Annotated in this window: 1 pseudogene; it reads right to left on the reverse strand. The window is 58.6% G+C overall.

From position 1 onward, the window contains the following. Positions 1 to 249: pseudogene (locus AAC854_RS24845) on the reverse strand (DUF6444 domain-containing protein); the annotation flags it as partial.

The following is a 249-nucleotide window of genomic DNA, read 5'->3' on the forward strand; positions in this document are numbered from 1 at the left end:
CGTCATCGGGCAGACAGCGAACGATCGTATCCGTGTCTTTCAATGCACTCAGTGGTCTGCGGTGCCCTGTGTGGCCTGGCTGAGCGCCAGCCTGATTTCGGCGACCAGGGCTTTTAACTTTTGCCGTTCAGCCCGTGCCTGAGGCGTATCACTGGACGGGGAACGCGAGGAATTACGCGAACTCAGTGCCAGCCGGTCTTCGTATTCTCGAAGTTTGGCCCAGAGCTCCCGGATAAGGGCATTGGCTTC

The organism is Xenorhabdus entomophaga, assembly GCF_037996725.1.
GTDB lineage: Bacteria > Pseudomonadota > Gammaproteobacteria > Enterobacterales > Enterobacteriaceae > Xenorhabdus > Xenorhabdus khoisanae.